Annotated in this window: 22 protein-coding genes and 1 tRNA gene; 8 read left to right on the top strand and 15 right to left on the bottom strand. The window is 66.7% G+C overall.

The window, feature by feature from the left end; translation table 11 throughout:
• The 7 genes from VQ067_RS28185 to VQ067_RS28155 form a co-directional block, all read right to left on the bottom strand.
• The gene (locus VQ067_RS28185; protein WP_003110596.1) at positions 1-471 is read right to left on the bottom strand and encodes a MarR family winged helix-turn-helix transcriptional regulator; all 471 of its coding nucleotides are present in this window, start codon (positions 469-471) and stop codon (positions 1-3) included.
• A 398-nt stretch (positions 472-869) separates the two neighbouring features.
• A complete protein-coding gene (locus VQ067_RS28180; protein ID WP_010792271.1) occupies positions 870-2,090 on the bottom strand; it encodes a methyltransferase in 1,221 nt (406 codons plus the stop codon).
• A 68-nt stretch (positions 2,091-2,158) separates the two neighbouring features.
• Positions 2,159-2,851 (bottom strand): ABC transporter permease, encoded by a 693-nt coding sequence (locus VQ067_RS28175; protein ID WP_003096163.1) that lies wholly within the window; start codon positions 2,849-2,851, stop codon positions 2,159-2,161.
• A complete protein-coding gene (locus VQ067_RS28170) occupies positions 2,848-3,543 on the bottom strand; it encodes an ABC transporter permease (RefSeq protein ID WP_003105543.1) in 696 nt (231 codons plus the stop codon). The genes VQ067_RS28175 and VQ067_RS28170 overlap by 4 nt, the downstream gene beginning before the upstream one ends.
• A 61-nt stretch (positions 3,544-3,604) precedes the next feature.
• On the bottom strand, positions 3,605-4,357 hold the full coding sequence (locus tag VQ067_RS28165; protein WP_003096156.1) for an ABC transporter substrate-binding protein: 753 nt from the start codon (positions 4,355-4,357) through the stop codon (positions 3,605-3,607).
• Between the two features lie 14 nt (positions 4,358-4,371).
• Positions 4,372-5,145, bottom strand: coding sequence for an ABC transporter ATP-binding protein (locus tag VQ067_RS28160; protein WP_003096153.1), 774 nt, complete (start codon positions 5,143-5,145; stop codon positions 4,372-4,374).
• A 248-nt stretch (positions 5,146-5,393) separates the two neighbouring features.
• A complete protein-coding gene (locus VQ067_RS28155) occupies positions 5,394-6,083 on the bottom strand; it encodes a DUF502 domain-containing protein (protein ID WP_009314455.1) in 690 nt (229 codons plus the stop codon).
• A gap of 157 nt (positions 6,084-6,240) precedes the next feature.
• Here VQ067_RS28155 and VQ067_RS28150 point away from each other — a divergent pair, with 157 nt between their 5' ends.
• The gene (locus tag VQ067_RS28150; RefSeq protein ID WP_003096148.1) at positions 6,241-6,978 is read left to right on the top strand and encodes an SDR family NAD(P)-dependent oxidoreductase; all 738 of its coding nucleotides are present in this window, start codon (positions 6,241-6,243) and stop codon (positions 6,976-6,978) included.
• 56 nt (positions 6,979-7,034) lie between these two features.
• On the opposite strand, the gene VQ067_RS28145 is transcribed toward VQ067_RS28150, so the two are convergent.
• The 8 genes from VQ067_RS28145 to VQ067_RS28110 all read right to left on the bottom strand — a co-directional run bounded on the left by VQ067_RS28145 (position 7,035) and on the right by VQ067_RS28110 (position 13,834).
• A tRNA-Phe gene (locus tag VQ067_RS28145) sits at positions 7,035-7,110 on the bottom strand.
• Positions 7,111-7,223: 113 nt separating this feature from the next.
• Positions 7,224-8,306, bottom strand: a complete 1,083-nt coding sequence (locus tag VQ067_RS28140; RefSeq protein WP_003096102.1) for an oxidoreductase — start codon at positions 8,304-8,306, stop codon at positions 7,224-7,226.
• Positions 8,307-8,333: 27 nt separating this feature from the next.
• Positions 8,334-8,606, bottom strand: coding sequence for an oxidative damage protection protein (locus VQ067_RS28135; protein ID WP_003096100.1), 273 nt, complete (start codon positions 8,604-8,606; stop codon positions 8,334-8,336).
• 43 nt (positions 8,607-8,649) lie between these two features.
• On the bottom strand, positions 8,650-9,717 hold the full coding sequence (gene mutY / locus VQ067_RS28130; protein ID WP_003096098.1) for an A/G-specific adenine glycosylase: 1,068 nt from the start codon (positions 9,715-9,717) through the stop codon (positions 8,650-8,652).
• Positions 9,714-11,966, bottom strand: a complete 2,253-nt coding sequence (locus tag VQ067_RS28125; RefSeq protein ID WP_023876107.1) for an AsmA family protein — start codon at positions 11,964-11,966, stop codon at positions 9,714-9,716. The genes mutY and VQ067_RS28125 overlap by 4 nt, the downstream gene beginning before the upstream one ends.
• A gap of 93 nt (positions 11,967-12,059) precedes the next feature.
• Positions 12,060-13,166: an NAD(P)/FAD-dependent oxidoreductase gene (locus VQ067_RS28120; protein WP_023876106.1), complete on the bottom strand. Its 1,107-nt coding sequence runs from the start codon at positions 13,164-13,166 to the stop codon at positions 12,060-12,062.
• Positions 13,163-13,399, bottom strand: a complete 237-nt coding sequence (locus VQ067_RS28115) for a hypothetical protein (protein WP_011666785.1) — start codon at positions 13,397-13,399, stop codon at positions 13,163-13,165. Before VQ067_RS28115 ends, VQ067_RS28120 begins: the two co-directional genes overlap by 4 nt.
• A 36-nt stretch (positions 13,400-13,435) precedes the next feature.
• On the bottom strand, positions 13,436-13,834 hold the full coding sequence (locus VQ067_RS28110) for an acetyl-CoA sensor PanZ family protein (RefSeq protein WP_003135903.1): 399 nt from the start codon (positions 13,832-13,834) through the stop codon (positions 13,436-13,438).
• 160 nt (positions 13,835-13,994) lie between these two features.
• Between VQ067_RS28110 and hisB the strand changes: the two genes are divergently transcribed.
• From hisB to VQ067_RS28075, 7 genes are all read left to right on the top strand, one after another.
• Positions 13,995-14,588, top strand: coding sequence for an imidazoleglycerol-phosphate dehydratase HisB (gene hisB / locus VQ067_RS28105; protein WP_003096088.1), 594 nt, complete (start codon positions 13,995-13,997; stop codon positions 14,586-14,588).
• Positions 14,588-15,226, top strand: a complete 639-nt coding sequence (gene hisH, locus VQ067_RS28100) for an imidazole glycerol phosphate synthase subunit HisH (protein ID WP_023092720.1) — start codon at positions 14,588-14,590, stop codon at positions 15,224-15,226. The genes hisB and hisH overlap by 1 nt, the downstream gene beginning before the upstream one ends.
• A 3-nt stretch (positions 15,227-15,229) precedes the next feature.
• Positions 15,230-15,490, top strand: a complete 261-nt coding sequence (locus tag VQ067_RS28095; protein WP_033991503.1) for a DUF2164 domain-containing protein — start codon at positions 15,230-15,232, stop codon at positions 15,488-15,490.
• 48 nt (positions 15,491-15,538) lie between these two features.
• Positions 15,539-16,276: a 1-(5-phosphoribosyl)-5-[(5-phosphoribosylamino)methylideneamino]imidazole-4-carboxamide isomerase gene (hisA, locus tag VQ067_RS28090; protein WP_003106336.1), complete on the top strand. Its 738-nt coding sequence runs from the start codon at positions 15,539-15,541 to the stop codon at positions 16,274-16,276.
• 10 nt (positions 16,277-16,286) lie between these two features.
• Positions 16,287-17,057 carry an imidazole glycerol phosphate synthase subunit HisF gene (gene hisF / locus VQ067_RS28085; RefSeq protein ID WP_003106334.1) on the top strand — a complete coding sequence of 257 codons (771 nt, stop codon included), beginning with the start codon at positions 16,287-16,289 and terminating at the stop codon, positions 17,055-17,057.
• Positions 17,058-17,228: 171 nt separating this feature from the next.
• Entirely contained in the window at positions 17,229-17,975 is a 747-nt protein-coding gene (locus VQ067_RS28080; RefSeq protein ID WP_003111636.1) for a substrate-binding periplasmic protein, read from the top strand.
• Between the two features lie 90 nt (positions 17,976-18,065).
• Positions 18,066-18,818, top strand: coding sequence for a substrate-binding periplasmic protein (locus tag VQ067_RS28075; RefSeq protein WP_003106330.1), 753 nt, complete (start codon positions 18,066-18,068; stop codon positions 18,816-18,818).
• The last annotated feature ends 136 nt before the right edge of the window (positions 18,819-18,954 follow it).

Below are 18,954 nucleotides of genomic sequence, written 5' to 3'. Positions count from 1 at the left end.
TCAGGACTCCTGCAGGCTGGCCCGCGGGCAGCCGGCGTGTAGCAGAACCTTGGTCAGCAGATGGGTCAGCGTCTGCAATTCTTCCGTGCTCAGGCAGGCGACCAGCTCGTTCATCGCCGCCGAGGCGATAAGCGGAAGCTGCTCCTGGACCTTCCGTCCCGCTTCGCTGAGATCCAGGCGCAGGCAACGGCGGTCTTCGGGACAGCGACCACGCAGCAGCAGCCCTTTTTTCTCCAGGCGCGCCAGCATGCGAGTCATCGAGCCGCTGTCCACCGACAGCTCGCGACACAGTTCGACCGGACTGTTGGCACGGTTGAGACCGACGAAGATCAGCACCTTGAACTGGGCGGCGGTTATGTCCAGCGCGGCGAGGTGCTTCTCGAGGATGCGGTCCTTGGTCGCGGCACTGACGCCGATGAGCTGGCCAATGGAGCCCTTGAAGGGAAAGTCGGAAGCGCTGTAGTGACCCATGGGGGATCGCTGTCTAGGCAGGGAAAGTGTTTCAAAATAATACTGCCTAGGCAGCGATTAACAAGAGGTCAACCGTTGCAATAAAAGAACAATCCGTTCCTTCGAACGTCATACGATGCCGTTTTGCAACTATTGCCGGTGCCGAAGTCCACTTTCGGATTAACCGGAAAGCCAGGCTTATGCACAAGCGGGCAAGGGATAGGAAGGAAACGCTCTAAGAGTCGCTGCGGTTATTTCGGTTGTTATCAAGATATTGTTTTATATGGATTTTATTTTTTCTGTTCATTTTTTGAACAGCATTGCCCGCCCCTGGATACGGGCCCCTCGGCAGATGTTTCCCAGAACTTGTCACCAGACTTATCCACAGGTTGTGTGGGCAACCATCCGGAACACCCGTATCAGCTGCGCTCCGCAAGGATCAGCAGGTTTCGCGGAGACAGGGAGGTCGGACAGAACTCGCCCAGGCGGACGCTATAGCCCTGTTCGACCAGATACAGGCAGCGGTCCAGCAGCAGCCAGAGTTCCAGCGGGCGGCGGAACAGGGCGCGCACCAGTTCCAGGTTGCGAACCATCGCCAGGCGCTTCCAGCCGGCCGCTTCCAGCGCCTGCCAGTCGCGCGCGGCCGGTTCGGGAAGTCCCTTGAGGGCGGCGAGTTCGCGACAGTAGTCGGCGTATGGACGTTCCAGCCAGGCCACCGGAAGGGAAGGCACGCTGAGGTACTGGTCGATTCCGCGTAGCTCGCGCTGCAGCAGGTCGAAACCCAGGCGCCGGGCCATCGACTGGTCGCGCTGGCGACGGACCCGTTGGCTGGCGGTGACGGTCTCGCTCAGGGGCAGGCGCAGGTCGTCAAGCGATAGCGCGAGCAGCGATCGGCCTGCTGCTTGCGAGAGTGGCTGGTAGAAAGGCCCCGGAATGCGGTTGTAGCAGCATGGCGCCACCGCCAGTTGGCGACAGCCGGCCTGGCTGGCCAGGCGCAGCAGGCGCAGGTGCAGTTCGCCGCAAGCGTGCAGGGCCACTGGCGTATGCCCGGGAAGCAGGCGCTCGGCGCAGTCCGCGGCCAGCACATCCTGGCGGAGGTGGTGGGCGGAGAGCCCCAGGCGGTCGCTCAGGCGCTGTCCGTCGGCGACCAGCGCGGGATCGTGTTCGAGGCAGGTCAGCGGTTGCCCCGCATGGGCCAGCAGGCGGCCCAGATGGCCCTTGCCGGAGCACCAGTCGAGCCAGTGGACGACCGGCCTGGCGAACTGCAGGCGCCCGGCGAACAGGCCGATCTGCTGCCACTTGCGTCCCGGTACGTCGACATTGAAGCGGTTCGGTGCCTGCGGGCGTTCCGCCAATGGCAGTTCGCCGACCGCGCCCAGCGCTGCGGCCTGGGCGGCGAGCTGCGGATAAGGCGCGGGCGCGGCCAGGCGGGTGGGCTGGTTGTGCTCCGCGTCGGCCTGTTCGAGGCTGCGCCCGCGCAGCCAGGACGCCAGCTCGGCGTGTTCGGCTTCCCACGCCAGGGTCGGTTCGCTGAACGGGCGGGGTCGCCAGAGCCGCTGGTGTTCGAGGAGGAACGCGTCCAGCGCGAGGAAGCGCTGCGACAGGGCGTCGCCAGTGAGGAACGGGAAGGTTTCGGACACGATGCGAGCGGCAGCGGGAAAACGGGGCGGCGATTATAGCCGCCCCGCAGGCATCGGAAAGCGCCCGCTCAGCGGCCCTGGGTGGCGTCGACCCGCAACCAGCGTTCGATCAGGCGGAAGATCCGCGTCAGCACGATGGTGATCACCAGGTACAGCGCGCCGGCCAGGCAGAAGAACAGCATCGATTCGTAGGTGCGGGCGATGATGGTCCGGGCCATGCCCATGATGTCGAACAGGGTCACGGTGTAGACCACCGCGCTGGCCTTGAGCATCAGGATCACTTCGTTGCTGTAGGCCGGCAGGCCGATGCGCACCGCGCGCGGCAGGATGATGTGCCAGAGCGCCTGGCGCCGCGACATGCCGAGGGCGCGGGCGGCCTCCACCTCGCCGACCGGCACCGAGTGGATCGCGCCGCGGAGGATCTCGGCGATATAGGCGGCGGTGTGCAGGGTCATGGTCAGCAGCGCGCACCAGTACGGATCGCGCAGGTAGGGCCAGAAGGCGCTCTTGCGCACTTCCTCGAACTGCGCCAGGCCGTAGTAGACGATGAACAGTTGCAGCAGCAGCGGCGTGCCGCGGAAGAAGAAGATGTAGGCGTACGGCACCGCGCGCACGTACCAGTGCCGCGAGGCGCGGGCGATGCCCAGCGGCAGGGCCAGGGCGAGCCCGGCGACCACCGCGATCGCCAGCAGCTCCAGGGTCAGCGCCGCGCCCTGGAGCATCTTCGGCATCCACTTGAGGATCAGCTCCCACTCGCTCATAGCTCGTTCCTCACGAAACCACGGCCGGCGCGACGTTCGAGGAAGTGCAGGGCGACCATGATGACGACCGTGAGGCTCAGGTAGATGGCGGCCGCGGTCATGTAGAAGGTGAAGGGTTCCTTGGTCGCGTTGGAGGCGACCTGCGCCTTGCGCATGATCTCGTCGAGGGTGATCAGCGACACCAGCGCGGTGTCCTTCAGCAGGATCAGGTACAGGTTGCCGAGGCCGGGCAGGGCGACCCGCCAGATCTGCGGCAGGACGATGCGCCAGAAGATCCGTCCGGGCGACAGGCCGAGCGCCTGGCCGGCCTCGCGATGGCCGCGCGGAATGGACAACAGCGCGCCGCGGAACACCTCGGTGGCGTAGGCGCCGAAGCACAGGCCGAGGGCCAGGGTGCCGGCGGCGAACGGCGAGAGTGCCAGGTCCGGCTTGCCGAAAAGGTCGCCGAGGGCGTTCAGGCCGCTCACCGTGCCGAAATAGATCATCAGTACCCAGAGCGTTTCCGGCACGCCACGGACGATGGTGGTGTAGGTGCCGCCGAGGAAGCGCAGGGCCGCGTACTTCGAAGTCTTCGCGATGGCGCCGAGGAGGCCGAGCAACAGCCCCACGCAGACCGCCGCCAGCGACAGCTTGAGGGTCATCCAGGTACCGGCGAGCAGTTGCTCGCCGAACCCATGCAGGTCGAGAATCATGAGAAGTCAGGCCTGAAGGCGGCCACCGCCGGGACGCGCCCGGCGGTGGCCTGGCTTGGCATCAATAGATGCTGAAGGGGAAGTACTTGTCGTTGATCTTCTTGTAGGTACCGTCGGCGACGATTTCCTTCAGCGCGGCGTTGAGCTTCTCGCGCAGCGGGTCGCCCTTGCGCACGGCGATACCGATCTTGTCGTTGTCGAACACCGGTTCGCCCTTGAACTCGAACTCCTTGCCGGCGTCGCTCTTCAGCCAGTCGTACTGCACGAACTTGTCGGCCAGCACGCCGTCCAGGCGCCCCGAGGAGAGGTCGAGGTAGGCGTTCTCCTGGGTGTCGTAGAGCTTGATGGTGACCACGTCGGCCATGTTGTCTTCCAGCCAGGTGCCGGCGATGGTGGCGCGCTGGGCGCCGATCACCTTGCCCTTCAGGGAGTCCTTGTCGGTCTTGAAGTCGACGCTCTTCGGCGCGACGAACTGCAGCTTGTTGGTGTAGTAGGGATCGGTGAAGTCGACCGCCTGCTTGCGCTCGTCGGTGATCGACATGGACGCGACGATGAAGTCGAACTTCTTGGCGTTCAACGCCGGGATGATGCCGTCCCAGTCGGAGGTCACCACCTCGCACTCGGTCTTCATCTTGGCGCACAGCGCCTTGCCGATGTCGAGGTCGAAGCCGACCGCCTGGCCGCTGGCATCGATGCCGTTGAAGGGCGGGTAGGCGCCTTCGGTGCCGATGCGCAGCTTGTCGGCGGCGCTGGCGTCGAGGGCGAAGGCCAGGGTTGCAGCGGCGGCCAGCAGGATCTTCTTATAGTTCTTCATGCGGTGTTGCTCCGTTAGCGGTGGCTGGACATGAACTGTTTGCAGCGCGCCGACTGGGGGTTTTCGAAAACCTGTTGCGGCGTTCCCTGCTCTTCTACCAGGCCCTGGTGGAGGAATACCACCTCGCTGGAAACCTGGCGGGCGAAGCTCATTTCGTGGGTGACCAGCAGCATGGTCCGGCCCTCTTCGGCGAGCGCACGGATCACGTTAAGCACTTCCTGTACCATTTCCGGGTCGAGCGCCGAGGTGGGCTCGTCGAACAGGATCACCTTGGGTTGCATGGCCAGGGTCCGGGCGATGGCCGCGCGTTGCTGCTGGCCGCCGGAAAGTTGCGCGGGATAGCTGTGGCGCTTGTCGGCGATGCCGACCTTGGCCAGTAGGCCCTCGGCGATCTCGATCGCTTCGGCCTTGCTCTTGCCCAGTACGCGACGTGGCGCCTCGATCACGTTGTCGAGGATGCTCATGTGCGGCCACAGGTTGAAATTCTGGAAGACGAAACCGAGTTCGCTGCGCAGCCGGTTGATCTGCTGGCTGTCGGCGGCGACCAGGTCGCCGTTCTTGCTCTTCTTCAGGCGCAGCTCTTCGCCGGAGACCAGGATCTGGCCCTGGTGCGGGTTCTCCAGCAGGTTGATGCAGCGCAGGAAGGTGGATTTGCCCGAGCCGGACGATCCGAGGATGGAGATCACGTCGCCGTCGCGGGCGGTGAGGGAGATGCCCTTGAGCACTTCGAGGTCGCCGTAGCGCTTGTGCAGGTTACGGATTTCCAGTGCGGGGGTGGCCTCGGCCATGGATTTTCCTCTTGTTATTCGGATTGGAAGGGCCTTCCTGGCGAAGGCAAGCTAGCACAGCGCTTCAACCGGAGCCAAGCAGGCTGCGTGCCTCTGGAGCGGGGTTGGCGGCATCTTGTCGCATCGCTGCAGTGCGCTGTCGCGTAGGAACAAAACTGTCGGCTTTCGAAGAAAACTCCTGGCGAACCCTGACCTGAAGCAGAGCCTGGAGGTCGGTGCGCGCCCCGTTCCCGGGCACGCAGGACCGCCTATGGAGCCGCCGGCGGCTGCTCCGCGCACGGCTCCGCCAGCACCTTGGCGGCGGCCAGCGGCGGCGGTGGGGTGATGCCCATCGACACATAGATGCTGGTGAAGGTGTCCATGCCGATCTGTGCCGGTTTCACCCATTCCACCGGAACGTAGAGCAGGCCGCCGCCCACCGGGATCGGCGCGGTCGGCACCAGGATCGCGTAGTGCGCGCGGCCGTCCAGTTCCACCGCTTCGGGGTTGGGCATCAGCGCCAGCACGGCGGCGCCGTCGCCGCCGAAGAAACACCACACCGGACTCATCGCGGCGATGTCGGCGTCCTGCTTCTTGTCCAGCAGGCCGACGAAACGGTCGGCCAGGTTGTACAGGTTGCCGATCAGCGGGGTGCGCCGCAGGGTCAGGTCGAACAGGTTGGCCAGCGGCCGCTTCAGGCCTAGCTGTACGCCGAGGCCAAGCAGGTAGATGGCTACCAGCAGTAGCGCGGTACCGAGCAGGTAGGCCAGTGGCGAGTCGCCGGCGAGCGGCTGGCCGATGGCGGCGAAGCCGCGACCGATCAGGCTGGATGGACCGACGAAGCGGTTCAGCAAGCTGACCACCCAGGCCAGCAAGGCCAGGGTGAGTACCAGCGGCAGCATCACCAGCAGGCCGGCGAGCCAGGTGGCGAGCAGGGAGTTGAAGCTTTTCTTCAGCATCGATCGGGGTCCTGACAGGGTCCGCCTAGTCTATCGGCACTGCCTGGCTCACGCTCGGCCGTTCGCCGGGATGGGCGAAAGATCCGCCGCGGCGATTCGTCATTCCTTGTAGGCTGTGCGAGTCGCGTTCATTCCAGCAGGCCTTCACGGAGGGCGTATGGCGGAGAGAAAGACCCTGTTGCTGACCGGGGCGAGCCGCGGTATCGGGCATGCCACGGTGAAGTACTTCAATGCCGCGGGTTGGCGGGTGTTCACCGCGTCGCGGCAGAGCTGGGCCAGCGAATGTCCCTGGGCGGACGGCGAGGAAAACCACATCCACCTGGACCTGGAGGACATTCCCGGCGTCGAGGCCAGCCTGGAACTGATCCGCGAGAAGCTCGGCGACGGCCGGCTCCACGCGCTGGTGGACAATGCCGGCATCTCGCCCAAGGGCGAAGGCGGCGAGCGCCTCGGTGTGCTGGAAACCGACTACGCCACCTGGCTGCGGGTGTTCAACGTCAACCTGTTCTCCACCGCGCTGCTGGCGCGCGGCCTGTTCGCCGAGCTGAAGGCGGCGCAGGGAACGGTGATAAACGTGACCTCCATCGCTGGCTCGAAGGTGCATCCGTTCGCCGGGGTGGCCTACGCCACTTCCAAGGCGGCGTTGTCCGCGCTGACCCGCGAGATGGCCCACGACTTCGGCCCGCATGGGGTGCGGGTGAACGCCATCGCGCCGGGGGAGATCGACACCTCGATCCTGTCGCCGGGCACCGAGGAGATCGTCGAGCGCAGCATCCCGCTGCACCGCCTCGGCCGGCCGGAGGAGATCGCTTCGCTGATCTACTTCCTCTGCACCAGCGGCGCATCCTACGTGAATGGCGCGGAAATCCACGTCAACGGCGGGCAGCATGTCTAGGCGAACGGCGGAAAGCAAAAAGGCCCACCCGGAGGTGAGCCTTTTCGTCGTATTCATGGTGCCCAGGGACGGAATCGAACCGCCGACACGGGGATTTTCAATCCCCTGCTCTACCAACTGAGCTACCTGGGCAACGGGGCGCAATTAAACGGGTTTAGCGCGGCAGTGTCAACACCGGCGAAGAAATTTTTTTTGTTTTTTAACGCCTTACGATCCCCTCGCGGTTTCCGCCGGACTGCCATGCCTCAGTTCCAGGCCTGGCGTTCCTCGTCGCGCAGCTCCACCGGCAGGCTCCGGCCTTCCTCGGCGGAGCGTCGTGCCAACTCCAGCAGGGCCATCAGCGCGCAGGCCTGTTGCGCCGACACCGGGTTGCGCGACTGACCGCGGATGGCGGCGGCTAGCGCCTGGTAGTAGCGGCTCTGGTCGCCAGCCGGGGTGACCAGCGACTGGCGCAGGCCCTGGCCGTCGATATGCTGCAGCAGGTCGGGATCGCGGCCCCAGCCGGCGGAACCGGGGTGCAGTCCCTGGAGCAGTTGCGCTTCCTGGATGTCGGCGCCGGCCTTTAGCAGGCTGCCGTGGTCGCCGTGCACATTGAAGCGTGGCGCCGGATTGGCAGCGAGCATGCTGGCGCGCAGCGCCACCTGGCAGTGCGGATAGTCGAGCAGGACCTCGAACCAGTCGTCGGTCAGCGCGCCCTCGCGCAGCCGGCGCAGGTGTCCGTGCATACGCTGCGGTATGCCGAACAGGCACAGTGCCTGGTCGAGCAGGTGCGGGCCGAGGTCGAACCACAGCCCGGAGCCGGGTAGGTCGTGTTCGCGCCAGCGGTCGCGGACCTGCGGACGGAAGCGCTCGATGGCCGACTCGAAGTAGCGCACCGGGCCGATGCTGCCGGCCTGCAGGGCGGCCTCCACGGCGAGGAAGTCGCTGTCGAAGCGCCGGTTCTGGAACACCGAGAGGACCTGGCCAGGCCGTTCGCGGGCGAGGTCGGCGAGGCGCCGGGCTTCGGCCAGGGTGACGGTGAACGGCTTGTCCACCACCACGTGCTTGCCGGCGCGCAAGGCCCGTTCGGCGAGGCTGGCGTGGGTGGCATTGGGCGAGGCGATGACCACCAGGTCGATGTCGGCGGCCTCGATGGCCTCATCCGGATCGGCGCTGACCCGGGCTTCGGGCAGGTCGGCGTGCACCCGCCCAGGGTCGCGGGAGACCACGTGCTCCAGGCACAACGCCGGTACCGCGCGGATCAGCGGGGCGTGGAAGGTCTTGCCGGCGAAGCCGTAGCCGATCAGCGCGGTGCGGATCGGAGGCAGGCCAGAGAGGGATGGGGTCATGGCGGCCTCCGTCGGGCGGGGTGGGGGTCAGGCGGATGGCGGCACGTAGCCGTCGGCCTTGGCGTAGTCCTCGCCGGAGAGGAACTTGTCCATCTCCTGCTGGAGGAACTTGCGGTCCTCGGCGTTCATCATGTTCAGGCGACGCTCGTTGATCAGCATGGTCTGGTGCTTCTGCCACTCGTCCCAGGCCTTGCGCGACACGTTGTTGTAGATGTCCTCGCCCTTCGCGCCAGGATACGGCGGGCGGTCGAGGCCGGGCAGCTCTTCGTGGTACTTGCGGCACATCACGGTGCGGCTCATGGTCGTTCTCCTGCAGTTGCCGCCGGGCCCGCGGGCCCGGCATTCACGCGGTCGTGCCGCGTCCGAGTTCCTGTTCTGCGCGCTTGAGCAGCTTCTTCACCGGAGCGGCGAGACCCAGGCGCGGCGGGGTGGCGAGGTTATACCAGAGCCAGTCGCCCTCGGCCACGGCGCGCGGAGCGCCTTCCACCGCCACCAGCCAGGGCTCGATGGCGAGCTGGAAATGACTGAAGGTATGGGTCAGGCCGCTCAGTTCGCGGCGCTCGCCGAGGGCCAGGGAATGGCGCGCGGCGAGCGGTTCGAGGCCGTCGAGGTCGTCCAGTTCGGGGAGGCTCCAGAGCCCGCCCCAGAGTCCGCTGGAAGGCCGCCGGTAGAGCAGTATGGCGCCGTCGCGGTTGGCCAGGATCGGCATCAGCGTGCGCTTCTGCGGCAACGCCTTGCGCGGCTTGGGCTGCGGATAATCGGCTTCGCGGCCGAGCAGGTGCGCGCGGCAGCCGGAGACCAGCGGGCAAAGCAGGCAACTGGGCTTGCTGCGCGTGCAGAGGGTGGCGCCGAGGTCCATCATCGCCTGGGTGTAGTGGTTGACCCGTGCGTGCGGGGTGAAGCGTTCGGCGGCCTCCCACAGCGCCCTGGCCACCTTCGGTTCGCCGGGATAGCCGTCCTGCGCCAGGTAGCGCGCCAGTACGCGCTTGACGTTGCCGTCGAGGATCGGTGCGCGCAGGCCCATCGACAGGCTGGCGATGGCTCCAGCGGTGGAGCGGCCGATGCCGGGCAGTTCGGCGAGTTGCTCGACGTCGCGGGGGAACTCCCCGGCATGCCGCTCGACCACGATCTGCGCGGTCTTGTGCAGGTTGCGCGCACGGCTGTAGTAGCCGAGCCCGGTCCACAGGTGCAGGACTTCGTCCTCGGCCGCCGCGGCCAGTGCCTCGACGTCGGGCAACGCTGCCATGAAACGGTCGAAGTAACCGAGCACGGTGCTGACCTGGGTCTGTTGCAGCATGATTTCCGAGACCCACACCCGGTAGGGGGTGATGCCCTGCTGCCAGGGCAGGTCCTTGCGACCGTGACGGTCGTACCAGTCGAGGACCGCGCCGTTGAAGCCTTCAGGTGTCATTTGCGGTTGAACAGCCCTTTGAGTGCGTCTTTCAGCTCCGGACTGACCTTGTCGCCGAGCTTCTCTTCGAGTTTTTCGTTGAGGCGATTGCCGGCCAGTTTCGCGGCGACCTTGCCCAGGCCTTCCTTGTCCAGGCGGCAGGCCTTGGCGCCGAGTTCCAGCGGGCCGCGGCAGAGCAGAGGCCATTCGATGCCGGCGTAGCGCTGGTTGACCTGGCAGGCCGGGTCCGGCATGTCGCTCTTGTCGCCCTGGATCTCCACGCCGATGCGATAGTCCATGCCCAGCACGCGCAGGTCGATATCGCCGTGGCCGCTGACCGCCAGGCCGGGAATGGCGACCTTCAGGTCAGGGTTGCTGGCCACGCCGTTGGTGAAGTTCAGGCTGCCCTTGAGCTCGCGGAAAGGCGTGTCCTTGCCGCCGTGGGTACCGGCAAGGGCCTTGCGGTTGAGGGTAGCGATGCCCTGGCAGAGCTGTTGCTCCAGGTTGGCGTCGAGCAGCACGCCGTTGATCAGGCTGAAGCGTGCGCTGCCGTTGAGATGGTCGATCCAGGACTTCTCGCTGTTGCCGCTGGTGCGGATGTCGGCGTCGAGGTCGAGCAGCCCCTTCACCGGCGGTTTCTTGCCCTGGGCTTCGAGCAAGCGCTCCACCGGCACGTTGGCGATGTGCTTGGTGGCGGTCAACACGGCGCTGTCCTGGCGTACGTCGAGGTTGGCCTTGGCGTTGAAGCGGCCGTTGTACAGCCCGCCGCGCATGTCGTCGAGGCTGATCACGCCGCCCTGGCCACGCAGCTTCAGGCTGGCGTCGTCGATCGGCAGCTTCTCGACGGTCAGCCGACCGAAGTTCAGCGCCACGTCCAGGTCGAGCTTGCGCAGGGTCGCCATGGGCAGCAACGGCGCGTCGCTCCAGGCCTGCCTGGTCGGTTTTTCCGGTAGCGGCGTGTTGCCCTGGGCGGCACTGGCCACGGTGGCGTCGACTTCCGCCTTGCGCGTGGCGCTGGCGGCATCCTGGGCCTGCTTGGCCTTGGCCGGCAGGTAGCGGTCGAGGTCGAGCTTGTCGCCCTTGAGCTGGGCGCGCAGCGATTGCCTGGCGAAATCGGCGATGCCGAAGCGGCCGCTGAAGGCGGTGTCGTCCAGGCCCAGCTTGAGGTCTTCGAGATTCAGGCTGTTGCGGCTGCCGGCCAGGCGGGTGTTCAGCTCGAACTTGCCGAGGGTGTTGGCGTCGGCCATGGCCGGCAGGGTCACACCGATGCCGGCGAGGAACTCGCGCAGGTTCATCGGCGCGATCGACAGGCCGCCGCTGAATTTGGCGTCCTTGTCCAGCTCGCGGGCCTTCAGTTCGCCGAGGGCGCGCAACTGGTTGACGCTCAGCTTCAGGCCGTTCCACTCGGCGATCTGCGCCGACTGGTCGAGCAGCAACTGGCCCTGGGCGGAGAAGGTGGCGGTCTTGCCTTGCAGCGGCTCGCCCGAGGCCTCGCCGGAGAGCCTGGCGTCTTCCAACTGGTAGCGTCTGAGCGCGGTGTCGAAGCGCAGGTTGCCGGTCAGCTCGGTCTTGACCCGCACCACCGGCTGGTTGGTGCCGAGGTAGGCGTTGAGCTTCAGCGGAATGCTGCTGCCTTCGCGAATGGCGCCGGTACTCAGCTCGATGCCCTCGACGTTGTACTGCTTGCCGCTGGCTTCGTCGGTGTAGGTGACGCGGGCGTTGTTGACGTTGAGGCTGTCGATGTCGAGCTTGATCGGGGTGCGCGGGCTGTCGTTCTGCGGCGCCTGCTCCGGTGCCTGCGCCTGGGCGCCCTTGCCGTCCGCTGCCGGCGGGGTGGCGGAAGGAGCGACCGAGGCCTGGGGCTGGGCCGGCTTGCCGATGTTTTCCCAGTTGCCCTTGCCCTGTTTGTCGCGGACCAGGTCCAGGCTCAGGCCTTCGACGCGGATCGCGCTCATCTGTACGTCCTTGCGCAGCAGCGGCAGGACCCGCACCGACAGGCCGAGCATCTGCAGGTCGGCGAACGGCTTGGTCGGCGTGGCGGCGCTGGCGATGCTGGTGTCGTGCAGTTCCAGGCCCAGCCAGGGGAACAGGCTCCAGCCGATGTCGCCCTTCAGGTCCAGCTCCAGGTTGGCCTTGTCGCGGGCGATCTGGCGGATTTCGTCCTTGTAGTCATTGGGATCGAACAGGTGGGTCAGGGCGAAGCCCAGGGCCACGACGAGCAGTAAGAGTCCCAGGAAGAACAGCCCCAGGACCTTGCCGAATGCTTTCATGGACGAATCCTTTGTGCTGGCAGCGGTGAATGTGCGGGCGAGTATAACAACGCCGTTTTGCCAGGCCGACCCTGCGCGCGGCGAAACCTCGTCTCAGAGTGCTCGGGCGACCCGTTCGGCGAGCGCCAGGCTGGCGGTGAGGCCGGGCGACTCGATGCCGAACAGGTTGACCAGGCCGGGCAGGCCGTGTTCGGCAGGGGTTTGGATGATGAAGTCGGCGGCGGGTTCCCCCGGCCCGCCGAGCTTGGGCCGGATGCCGGCGTAGCCGGCGGCCAGGCGCCGAGGGTCGATGCCGGGGAAGTAGCGCGAGATGGCCTGGGCGAAGGCGGGGCCGAGGGATTCGTCGACGCGGTAGTCGAGGTTGTCCACGTAATTCACGTCGGGACCGAAGCGCAACTGGCCGCCGAGGTCGAGGGTGGCGTGGATGCCGAGCCCGGCGGTGCGCGCCTCGGGCATCGGGTAGACCAGGTGGCGGAACGGCGAGCGGCCGCTGTAGGAGAAATAGCGCCCCTGGCACAGGTGCAGCGCCGGCACCAGGCGCGGATCGAGGCCTTCGGTGCGTTGCGCCAGCGCCTGGGCGAACAGGCCGCCGGCATTGACCACCCAGCCCGCGCGCAACCGGAACGCTTCGCCGACGCTCTGTCCTTCGGCGCGCCAGCCGCCGGCGTGGCGCTCCAGGCGGTCGACCCGGGTGTCCAGCGCCAGTTGTGCGCCGTGGCGCTCGGCGACGGCCTGCAGCGATTGCAGGTAGGCGTGGCTGTCGATGATTCCCGTGCTCGGCGAGAGCAGGGCGGCGACCCCGCGGACCTGGGGCTCCAGCGCGCGCAGCGTGGTGCCGTCCAGCGGCATCAGGTCGTCGACCCCGCAGGCGCGGGCGTTGGCCGCCAGGGCCTGGAGCTTCTCGCGCTCGTTTTCCTCCACCGCCACCAGCAGCTTGCCGATGCGCCGGTGGCCGACGCCGTGGCGGGCGCACCAGGCGTACAGGCGTTCGCGGCCTTCCAGGCAGAGATCGGCCTTGAGCGAGCCGGGCGGGTAGTAGAGGCCGGCGTGGATCACTTCGGAATTGCGACTGGAGGTGTGGCTACCGACCAGCCGTTCGCGCTCCGCCACCAGTACGCCGTGGCCGGCTTCGGCCAGGCGCGCGGCGCAGGCCAGGCCGAGGGCGCCGGCGCCGACTACCAGTACGTCGACGTCGTTCATGCGTCGCTGGCTGCGCGCTGCAGCACGGTGACGATCGCTGCCCGCGCCTGCGGGCTGTTCTTCCAGCAACTGGAGCCGGTCAGGACCGCGCCTTGGGCGAGGATACTTGCGGCATCGCAATCGCGCAGCCGGACGAAACTGTCCAGGCCCATCTGTTCCAGGCGTTGCAGCACGGTCGGGCCGACTCCCTTGAGGGCAAGCAGGGCGGCGCGTTCGGCGGAGGAAAAGGACATGGCGAAGCTCCGTGGCGGGGACCGCCGCCGAGCATATCAGAGGCTGTCCAGCGGCAGCCCGTGGCGCGCGGCGAGGGCGCGGGATTCCAGGTGCCCGTCCGGGGCGACCAGGCGCAGCGGCTTGCCGGCTTCGGCGGCCAGGCGTCGGGCTTCGTCGAGGAGGCGTCGGCCGACCCCGCGGCCGCGGGTGATGCCGCGCACGCAGAGGTGCGACAGCTGCCAGGCGTCGCCGCCGCGCCGCAGCAGGGCGGCACCCAGCAGGCGGTCGTTGAAGCGCCCGGCGATCAGCTCGCCGGCGGCCAGCCCGGCCGCGACCAGCGCCGCGCCGTCGGCATGCGGGGCGAACAGCCAGTCCGGTGCGTCGGCGTAGATCTTCGCCAGGTCCAGGCGATCCTGGGCGCTGGGTTGGGCGAGGGTTTCGACGATCACGGGCATGCGGCTCTCCGCGGCGGGATGAAAGGAGCGCAGTGTAAGGCCTGGCCCGCCGCCCGTGGGGCGATTCGCGCCGACGGTCGCGGCTGGCAGCGCCAGCCCGGGCCTGCCTATAATGCTGGCCCTCTTATAATTACGTGCAGTGTTAGCTGTGGAGCTGGTGATGGCCGAACGCAAGGCATCCGTCGCGCGCGACACCCTGGAGACCCAGATCAAGGTCTCCATCGACCTGGATGGGACCGGCAAGGCCCGGTTCGATACCGGGGTTCCCTTCCTTGACCACATGATGGACCAGATTGCCCGCCACGGCCTGATCGACCTGGACATCGAGTGCAAGGGCGACCTGCATATCGACGATCACCACACCGTCGAGGACATCGGCATCACCCTCGGCCAGGCCTTCGCCAAGGCCATCGGCGACAAGAAGGGCATCCGCCGCTACGGCCACGCCTACGTGCCCCTCGATGAGGCGCTGTCGCGGGTGGTCATCGACTTCTCCGGGCGGCCCGGCCTGCAGATGCACGTTCCCTTTACCCGTGCCAGCGTCGGCGGCTTCGACGTCGACCTGTTCATGGAGTTCTTCCAGGGCTTCGTCAACCACGCCCAGGTGACCCTGCACATCGACAACCTGCGCGGGCACAACACCCACCACCAGATCGAGACCGTGTTCAAGGCCTTCGGCCGCGCGCTGCGCATGGCCATCGAGCTGGACGAGCGGATGGCCGGGCAGATGCCGTCGACCAAAGGGTGCCTGTGATGCAGACGGTAGCCGTGATCGACTACGGCATGGGCAACCTGCACTCGGTGGCCAAGGCCCTCGAGCACGTCGGTGCCGGCCGGGTGCTGGTGAGCAGCGACGCGGCAGTGATCCGCGAGGCCGACCGGGTGGTGTTCCCCGGGGTCGGCGCGATCCGCGACTGCATGGCCGAGATCCGCCGCCTGGGCTTCGACGCCCTGGTCCGCGAGGTCAGCCAGGACCGCCCGTTCCTCGGCATCTGCGTCGGCATGCAGGCATTGCTGGAGTGCAGCGAGGAGAACGACGGGGTCGACTGCATCGGTCTGTTCCCCGGCCAGGTGCGCTTCTTCGGCAAGGACCTGCACGAAGCCGGCGAGCACCTGAAGGTGCCGCACATGGGCTGGAACCAGGTGAGCCAGGCGGTGGAGCACCCGCTGTGGCACGAGATTCCCGACCAGGCGCGCTTCTACTTCGTGCACAGCTACTACATCGAGGCCGGCAATCCGCGCCAGGTGGTGGGGCACGGGCACTACGGCGTCGATTTCGCCGCCGCGCTGGCCGAAGGCTCGCGTTTCGCCGTGCAGTTCCACCCGGAAAAGAGCCATACCCACGGCCTGCAACTGCTGCAGAACTTCGTGGCCTGGGACGGGCGCTGGTAGGCCATGGCCAGGGCGAAGAGCAAGACGCCGATCCTCCAGCTGGACGCCGCGCAGACCCAGGACGCGGCACTGGCGATCAAGCGCTTCATGGAGGACCGCTTCGAACTGGAGCTGGGCTCCTTCGAAGCCGAGGAACTGCTCGATTTCTTCGCCCGCGAGTTCGCCCCGTACTTCTACAACAAGGCCATCCTCGACGTGCAGTCGTACCTGAAGGAACGGTTCGACAGCATCGAGAGCGATGTCTGGGCGCTGGAAAAGAGTTGAGTTTCCGCGCGCCTGCCCACCGAATACAGACTTGAACAGGGTTCACCGATGCTGATCATTCCCGCGATCGACTTGAAAGACGGCGCCTGCGTGCGTCTGCGCCAGGGCCTGATGGAAGACGCCACGGTCTTCTCCGACGATCCGGTGGCGATGGCCGCCAAATGGGTCGATGGCGGTTGCCGCCGCTTGCACCTGGTGGACCTGAACGGCGCTTTCGAAGGCAAGCCGGTCAACGGCGAGGTGGTCACCGCCATCGCCCGTCGCTACCCGGACCTGCCGATCCAGATCGGTGGCGGCATCCGCTCGCTGGAAACCATCGAGCATTACGTTCGCGCCGGCGTCAGCTACGTCATCATTGGCACCAAGGCGGTCAAGCAGCCTGAGTTCGTCGGCGAGGCCTGCCGCGCCTTCCCGGGCAAGGTCATCGTCGGCCTGGATGCCAAGGACGGTTTCGTCGCCACCGACGGCTGGGCCGAGGTCAGCGAAGTCCAGGTGATCGACCTGGCTCGTCGCTTCGAGGCCGACGGGGTGTCCGCCATCGTCTACACGGATATTTCCAAGGACGGCATGATGCAGGGCTGCAACGTCGAGGCTACCGCCGCGCTGGCCAATGCCACGCGGATCCCGGTGATCGCCTCCGGCGGCATCCACAATCTCGGCGACATCCAGAAGCTGCTGGACGCCCGCACCCCGGGGATCATCGGCGCCATCACCGGCCGGGCGATCTACGAAGGCACCCTGGACGTGGCCGAAGCCCAGGCGCTGTGCGACAACTTCAAGGCCTGAGGCGAACCGCATGGCACTGGCAAAACGCATCATCCCCTGCCTCGACGTGGACAATGGTCGAGTGGTCAAGGGCGTCAAGTTCGAGAACATCCGCGACGCCGGCGACCCGGTCGAGATCGCCCGCCGTTACGACGAGCAGGGTGCCGACGAGATCACCTTCCTCGATATCACCGCCAGCGTCGACGGGCGCGACACCACCCTGCATACCGTCGAGCGCATGGCAAGCCAGGTGTTCATTCCGCTGACCGTGGGCGGCGGCGTACGCAGCGTGCAGGACATCCGCAACCTGTTGAATGCCGGCGCGGACAAGGTCTCGATCAACACCGCCGCGGTGTTCAACCCCGAGTTCGTCGGTGAGGCCGCCGACCGCTTCGGCTCGCAGTGCATCGTGGTCGCCATCGATGCGAAGAAGGTTTCCGCCCCGGGCGAGGCGCCGCGCTGGGAAATCTTCACCCATGGCGGGCGCAAGCCCACCGGGCTGGATGCCGTGCTCTGGGCGAAGAAGATGGAAGACCTGGGCGCCGGCGAGATTCTCCTGACCAGCATGGACCAGGACGGCGTGAAGAGCGGTTACGACCTGGGCGTGACCCGCGCCATCAGCGAGGCGGTGAACGTACCGGTGATCGCTTCCGGCGGCGTCGGCAACCTGGAGCACCTGGCCGCCGGCATCCTCGAGGGCAAGGCCGACGCGGTGCTCGCGGCGAGCATCTTCCACTTCGGCGAGTACACCGTGCCGGAAGCCAAGGCCTACCTCGCCAGCCGCGGTATCGTGGTGCGCTGAGGCACGTTGCGCCGCAGCGCACAGGGCCGGTGATCGGCTAGCCATTCCTGAGCGCGAGTCGACACTCGCGCGGCTTTCTTTCAGGTACAGTCACGCCCCCCGCATCAGGTGCCGCTAGAGCGCCGATGCCCTGCCATAACGACAAACATTGCGACCGACAGGGAGTCCTCCATGTCCATCTTCCGTCTGGCTCTCGGCTGCGTCGGCAGCCTGGCCCTGCTATGCGCTAGCGCCCTGGCGCGCGCCGAAACCCTGGTCCTGCTGACCGAGAACCTGGTGCCGTTCAACATGGCGGTGAACGGCGGCAACTACGCCAAGAACGATGGCATCAGCGGCATCAGCACCGATACCGTGCGCGCCGCCTGCGAGCGCGCGCAGATCGAGTGCCAGCTGATCCTGCGTTTCCCCTGGGACCGGGTCTACCAGCAGGCGCTGAGCGAGCCCGGCTATGGCGTGTTTTCCACCGCCCGTACGCCGGAGCGCGAGGACAAGTTCAAGTGGGTCGGCCCGCTGGCGGTCAACGACTGGGTACTGATGGCCCGCGGCGACAGCAGCATCCACCTGAACAGCCTGGAAGACGCCGCGCGCTATCGCATCGGCGGCTACAAGAACGACGCCATCAGCCAGCACCTGGTCGACCGCGGCCTGCAGGTGCAATTGGCGCTGCGCGACAACGAGAACGTCGACAAGCTGGCCAGCGGGCAGATCGATCTCTGGGTCACCGCCGATCCGAGCGGGCGCTACGTCGCCCAGCGCGAGGGCCTCAAGGAGGTGAAGGTGGTCCAGCGTTTCCATACCGCCGAGCTGTTCCTGGCGCTGAACAAGGACACCCCGGACGAGCTGGTGCAGAAGTTGCAAACGGCGGTCGACGCGCTGCGCAGCGAAGGCTTGTTGAAGCAGATCCGCGAGCGCTACTGACGCCTCGCCGGCGATGCTGGCAAAAGGCTGGCCTGGCGGCGCGGCGCTGGTTATTCTGCCTCGCTCCAGGCCCCTGACAGGATGACAACAATGCAAAGAAGCCTGCTCTTCGCGCTGCTCGCAACCCTGCTGCTGGTCGGCGGCGCGCGCGCCGAAACCGATCCCGACTACAGCATGGTCCTGCTCACGGAGAACTTCCCGCCGTACAACATGGCGATCAACGGCAAGAACTTCGCCCAGGAAGACAACATCGACGGCATCGCCGTGGATATCGTCCGCGAGATGTTCAAGCGCGCCGGCATCAAGTACAGCCTGACCCTGCGTTTCCCCTGGGACCGCATCTACAAGCTGGCGCTGGAGAAGCCCGGCTACGGGGTGTTCGTCACCGCCCGCCTGGCCGAGCGCGAGGACAAGTTCAAGTGGGTCGGTCCGATCGGCCCGGACGACTGGGTGCTGCTGGCCAAGGGCGACAGCCCGATCACCCTGGGCAGCCTGGACGAGGCGAAGAAATACCGGATCGGCGCCTACAAGGGCGATGCCATCGCCGAGTTCCTCGGCAAGAACGGTTTCGAGGCCGACCTGGCGCTACGCGACCAGGAAAACGCGCAGAAGCTGGTCAAGGGCCAGATCGACCTCTGGGCCAGCGGCGATCCCGCCGGGCGCTACCTGGCCAAGCAGGAAGGCGTGACCGGCCTGAAGACGGTGCTGCGCTTCAACAGCGACCAGCTGTACCTGGCGCTCAACCGCGAGACTCCCGACGAAGTGGTGCAGAAGCTCCAGGCAGCCCTGGACGGCATGCGCAAGGAAGGCTTCGTCGAGGACATCCTCAACAGCTATCTCTGATTCGCTCCGTCCGGCCGACAGGGGGCCGGGCGGGGAAACGCCTTTGCCGGCCCCGCCGGCAATGCCATGGAAGGCCGACGAGCCAGGTATTTCGTCCTGACGCAGGGATGCCGCTAGCCAATAACGATAACCAAGC

The organism is Pseudomonas sp. KBN12P06040 (genome assembly GCF_037574965.1).
Taxonomy (GTDB): Bacteria; Pseudomonadota; Gammaproteobacteria; order Pseudomonadales; family Pseudomonadaceae; genus Pseudomonas; species Pseudomonas aeruginosa.
Note: the sequence above shows the minus strand (reverse complement) of the source record. Positions and strands in the feature narration are given on the sequence as shown.

Bases quoted from the DNA above. Each gene is read 5' to 3' on its own strand.
- VQ067_RS28150 (WP_003096148.1), top strand. From the start codon at position 6,241: ATGGCGGAGAGAAAGACCCTGTTGCTGACCGGGGCGAGCCGCGGTATC.
- VQ067_RS28165 (WP_003096156.1), bottom strand. From the start codon at position 4,357: ATGAAGAACTATAAGAAGATCCTGCTGGCCGCCGCTGCAACCCTGGCC.
- VQ067_RS28135 (WP_003096100.1), bottom strand. From the start codon at position 8,606: ATGAGCCGCACCGTGATGTGCCGCAAGTACCACGAAGAGCTGCCCGGC.
- hisA (WP_003106336.1), top strand. From the start codon at position 15,539: ATGCTGATCATTCCCGCGATCGACTTGAAAGACGGCGCCTGCGTGCGT.
- VQ067_RS28160 (WP_003096153.1), bottom strand. From the start codon at position 5,145: ATGGCCGAGGCCACCCCCGCACTGGAAATCCGTAACCTGCACAAGCGC.
- VQ067_RS28110 (WP_003135903.1), bottom strand. From the start codon at position 13,834: ATGCCCGTGATCGTCGAAACCCTCGCCCAACCCAGCGCCCAGGATCGC.
- VQ067_RS28185 (WP_003110596.1), bottom strand. From the start codon at position 471: ATGGGTCACTACAGCGCTTCCGACTTTCCCTTCAAGGGCTCCATTGGC.
- VQ067_RS28115 (WP_011666785.1), bottom strand. From the start codon at position 13,399: ATGTCCTTTTCCTCCGCCGAACGCGCCGCCCTGCTTGCCCTCAAGGGA.
- hisB (WP_003096088.1), top strand. From the start codon at position 13,995: ATGGCCGAACGCAAGGCATCCGTCGCGCGCGACACCCTGGAGACCCAG.
- VQ067_RS28140 (WP_003096102.1), bottom strand. From the start codon at position 8,306: ATGACCCCATCCCTCTCTGGCCTGCCTCCGATCCGCACCGCGCTGATC.
- VQ067_RS28125 (WP_023876107.1), bottom strand. From the start codon at position 11,966: ATGAAAGCATTCGGCAAGGTCCTGGGGCTGTTCTTCCTGGGACTCTTA.
- mutY (WP_003096098.1), bottom strand. From the start codon at position 9,717: ATGACACCTGAAGGCTTCAACGGCGCGGTCCTCGACTGGTACGACCGT.
- hisH (WP_023092720.1), top strand. From the start codon at position 14,588: ATGCAGACGGTAGCCGTGATCGACTACGGCATGGGCAACCTGCACTCG.
- hisF (WP_003106334.1), top strand. From the start codon at position 16,287: ATGGCACTGGCAAAACGCATCATCCCCTGCCTCGACGTGGACAATGGT.
- VQ067_RS28075 (WP_003106330.1), top strand. From the start codon at position 18,066: ATGCAAAGAAGCCTGCTCTTCGCGCTGCTCGCAACCCTGCTGCTGGTC.
- VQ067_RS28170 (WP_003105543.1), bottom strand. From the start codon at position 3,543: ATGATTCTCGACCTGCATGGGTTCGGCGAGCAACTGCTCGCCGGTACC.
- VQ067_RS28175 (WP_003096163.1), bottom strand. From the start codon at position 2,851: ATGAGCGAGTGGGAGCTGATCCTCAAGTGGATGCCGAAGATGCTCCAG.
- VQ067_RS28155 (WP_009314455.1), bottom strand. From the start codon at position 6,083: ATGCTGAAGAAAAGCTTCAACTCCCTGCTCGCCACCTGGCTCGCCGGC.
- VQ067_RS28120 (WP_023876106.1), bottom strand. From the start codon at position 13,166: ATGAACGACGTCGACGTACTGGTAGTCGGCGCCGGCGCCCTCGGCCTG.
- VQ067_RS28095 (WP_033991503.1), top strand. From the start codon at position 15,230: ATGGCCAGGGCGAAGAGCAAGACGCCGATCCTCCAGCTGGACGCCGCG.
- VQ067_RS28080 (WP_003111636.1), top strand. From the start codon at position 17,229: ATGTCCATCTTCCGTCTGGCTCTCGGCTGCGTCGGCAGCCTGGCCCTG.